The sequence below is a fragment of the Streptomyces sp. NPDC059900 genome (genome assembly GCF_050270335.1).
GTDB lineage: Bacteria > Actinomycetota > Actinomycetes > Streptomycetales > Streptomycetaceae > Streptomyces.
Map to the genome: position 1 here is coordinate 1 of NZ_JBNNJZ010000748.1, position 3,402 is coordinate 3,402.

General features: G+C 72.2%; 3 protein-coding genes. 1 reads left to right on the forward strand and 2 read right to left on the reverse strand.

Annotated elements, in window-relative coordinates; genetic code table 11:
- Positions 1-150 precede the first annotated feature (150 nt).
- On the reverse strand, positions 151-1,344 hold the full coding sequence (locus ACQKIP_RS43220) for a HEAT repeat domain-containing protein (RefSeq protein ID WP_365865010.1): 1,194 nt from the start codon (positions 1,342-1,344) through the stop codon (positions 151-153).
- Between the two features lie 90 nt (positions 1,345-1,434).
- Positions 1,435-2,604, reverse strand: coding sequence for a serine hydrolase domain-containing protein (locus tag ACQKIP_RS43225; RefSeq protein ID WP_365865009.1), 1,170 nt, complete (start codon positions 2,602-2,604; stop codon positions 1,435-1,437).
- A gap of 341 nt (positions 2,605-2,945) precedes the next feature.
- On the opposite strand from ACQKIP_RS43225, the gene ACQKIP_RS43230 reads away from it, so the two are divergent.
- Positions 2,946-3,402: S1 family peptidase (locus tag ACQKIP_RS43230; protein WP_427745520.1), on the forward strand; the 457-nt coding region annotated here is incomplete at its 3' end.

Genomic DNA, 3,402 nt, shown 5'->3' on the forward strand with positions numbered 1-3,402 from the left:
CTGGTCTCCGGGCCCGACTTCCCCCACACACGGCCCGGAACCGGCCCGGAAGGGACAGCTGCCCGCCAGGCACGACCTTGCCGTCAGCAGTCCCTTCCGGATCCCGGCCCAGCACGCAACTCATGTGCGTGACCCCGGTGTCAGGCACCCTCACAGCAACGCCGCGATGCCGTCCCGGTCCTCGGGCAGCCCGGCCGCGCGGAACCACAATCTGTTCCCTCCGATGCCGCCCGTCTCCTCGTCGCTGTCCACGAAGGCCCGCAGCAGGTCACGTTGGGCGGCAGCGAGCGGGCGGGCCGGGTCGTAGCCGCCGGGGAAGGCCCGGAACAGGATCGGCCCGCGTTCGTGGTCGGTGAACGAGCCACCGCCGGCGGCCACGATGGCGACGGCCACCGGTGCTACCTCCTCGAACGACGCGGCCAGCGCGAGCGCGGAACGCAGCACCGTGAACCGGAACCAGCCGTCGAGCCCGGGCAGCGGCTCGGGAAACCAGCCGTCCGTGGTCCGCGGGTCGCGTAGCGCGTCCAGGAGGGTGGCGAGCGCGCGCGGTCGATCGAGCGGGGCGGGACCGAGCGCGGCGCAGACCCGCACGGCCGGGTCGGAGTCGGCGAGCAGGTCGGAGGTGTCCGTCCCCCACAGCCCGAGCGCCCGCGCCACCCCCGCTCGCTCCCGTCGATCCGTCACGGTGTTGAGCCGGGCCCGCACCAGCGCGGCGGCCCGCGGCACCCGGTCGGCGAGCGCCGGGGCGCACAGGAGCGGCACTGCGGCGCCGCGCGCGGCCTCACGGACGTGGGGGTCAGCGCAGGAGAGGAACGGCTCGACGGCGTCGTACAGGGTGGGGCGTATGTCCCGGCACGCGTGCAGTGCGACGCGCTCGTCCGGGTCGTGTTCGCGGCGCGCCGCGTCGTGCCAGGGCTCCCATTGCCAGTGGGTGCGGTCCCGCTCCGGGCTCTCCCCGTAGGCGGCGGACTCGGCCAGTTGCCCCAGCCAGCCGAGCAGGGCGGCTCGCAGGCTGCGGGGCGGTCCGTCGTCCCACGGGAAGTGCCCTTCGTGCTCGGCCAGGCCCATGGGGTGGTCGAGGATCGTGGCGACGAACAGCGCCGCGGACGCGGTGACCGAGTAAAGGGAGCCTTGGTGCAGCACGGCCGTGTCCAATGCGGCCAGCGCCTGAGACCGCGCCCCGGGATCCTCGTCCACCAGGGAGCACAGGGAGACGGGCAGGTTCCCGGCGGGCCCGTAGGCGTGGTGGAGGGAGTCCCAGTCCGTCTCCACCAGCACTTGCCGGGCCGCCGTCGGCAACCCGCTCAGGATCCGCGTCATGCGGTCACTTTCTGCATCCGTCATGCCCGCACCCTGCCAGCACCCACTGACAACGGCTTCCCCTGCCCGGAGACGGGCCGAGCGGCGGCGCCGCTTCCGGCGGCCCATGAAGCGCTAGGAGAGCGCCGTTTCGATGGCGGCCTGGATGTCGTCGCTCTGGGCGTCCGAGGCGCCCGGGCCGAGGTTCACCATGACCGTGGCCTGCCTGCCGTCGAAGGTGGCGCCGGCGGCCGTCTCGTAGCCGAGGAAGTCGCCGGTGTGTCCCCAGTAGCGGCCGCCGCCGGGCAGCGGTTTGCTCTCCAGGCCCAGGCCGTACGCGCGGCCGTCGGAACCGCCGGTCGGGCGGGTCGTCATCATCTGCTTGAGCTGGGTGGGGCGAAGCAGCTTGCCGCCCAGCAGCGCGCCCATGAAGCGGTTGATGTCGGTGCCGCTGGAGATGATCCCGCCGGCCGCGCCGCCGACCGTGGGGTTGACCGCGGTGACGTCCAGGAGCGGCGCGTTCGGGCCCGGCTGCGCGTAGCCGCGCGGGTGCGGTCCGGGGATCGCCGGGTCGTCGCCCGGGAAGGACGTCCCGTGCAGGTGCAGCGGCTTGACGATGCGCCGCTGCAACTCCTCGCCGTAGGAGCGTCCGGTCACCTTCTCGATGATCATCCCGGCCAGCAGGTAGCCGGTGTTGGAGTACTTCCAGTCGGTGCCCGGTTTGAAGGTCGGGGGGTGGGCGAGCGCCAGCTTCACCAGGTCACGGGGGTCGTGGTGGGCCATCGGGTCCCGGACGACATCTTGCGGCTTGAGGTAGGCCAGGAAGTCGGGCAGCCCGCTGGTGTGCTGGAGCATCTGCCGGATGGTGATCTTGCGCCCGTGGTTGCCGTGGCCGCGCACCACGCCGGGCAGGTAGCGCTCCACCGGCGCGTCGAGGTCGATGCGCCGCTCTCCCGCCAGCTGAAGCATCATCGTCGCGGTGAACGTCTTGGTCATGCTGCCGATCCGGAACCTGCTGTCGCGGTGCACCGGCGTGCGGCTCTCGATGTCCGCGACACCACTGGTCAGCACCCGGCTGCGGTGCCGGTCCCGCACCTCGGCCAGCGCTCCGGGGGCGCCGTCGACCGTGGTCAGCTGGTGCAGCAGGGCGCGCAGCCGCGCCTCGTCGGTGTGGCGCGCGGGCTTTCCTACGGTGGATTGCGCGCCGGTGGCCGCGGCGGCGGTGGCCGGCAACACGCTCCCTGCCATTCCCATCGCAACGACCAGTGTGAGTGCGCCACCCAGCGCGCGCTTGTGCTTGAGCATGCGGTTTCCTTCGTCGTCCGGGCCTGCGGTGTCATTCCACGATGCTCGCCCCGGGTGCACCGCAGCGATGGGGCGGCCAACCGGATCGGTGGTGGGGTTAACCCCCTGCCGCACGGCGAGTTGGGGCACCGGATCGCCGTCAGGCCCAGCCTCCCGGCCGGCACCTTGTCGCGCGGTCTCGTTGTCCGGTGCTTCGACGCCCGGCAGAGGTGACGGGGGTATTCCCCACCCCGCAGGGACCCGCTGCCCTGACCGCGCACAGACCCGCTGACCGGATGGATCAGTCCCTCTTGATCGCGGAGGCTGAGCACGTCGCACCTGCTCGTCCGATCGGAGAACCAGTGTTCAGCTCGAAGCCCTCGCGCCGCACGGTGGCGCGCACCGCCGCGGTGGCCCTGGCCGCAACAGCGTGCGCCGCCACGATGACCGGCGGCGCCGAAGCCATCGTCAACGGGACGGATTCCACGCAGCGTTACCCCTCTATGGTGTCGATCCCGGTGACCGGCGTGGACGATCCCGCGTTCAAGGGTGTCTGCGGGGGATCGCTGATCGACTCTCAGTGGGTGCTCACCGCTGCCCACTGCGTGGACCCGGCGCTGGTCACTCCGGACGGCACCGTGCGGATCGGCAGTGAACGCAGGACGTCCGGGGGCACGGTCCGGTCCATCGCAAAGATCGTGTCCCATCCGGGTTACCGCAACGGCGAGAACACCGGACCCAACCACGATGACCTCGCCCTGATCCGCCTGAGCCACCCGGACGCACAGAAGCCCCTCCGCATCGCCGCCGCGCCGGGAC

Excerpts from the sequence above, each read along its gene's own strand:
- ACQKIP_RS43220 (WP_365865010.1), bottom strand. The coding sequence starts at position 1,344 with ATGACGGATGCAGAAAGTGACCGCATGACGCGGATCCTGAGCGGGTTG.
- ACQKIP_RS43225 (WP_365865009.1), bottom strand. The coding sequence starts at position 2,604 with ATGCTCAAGCACAAGCGCGCGCTGGGTGGCGCACTCACACTGGTCGTT.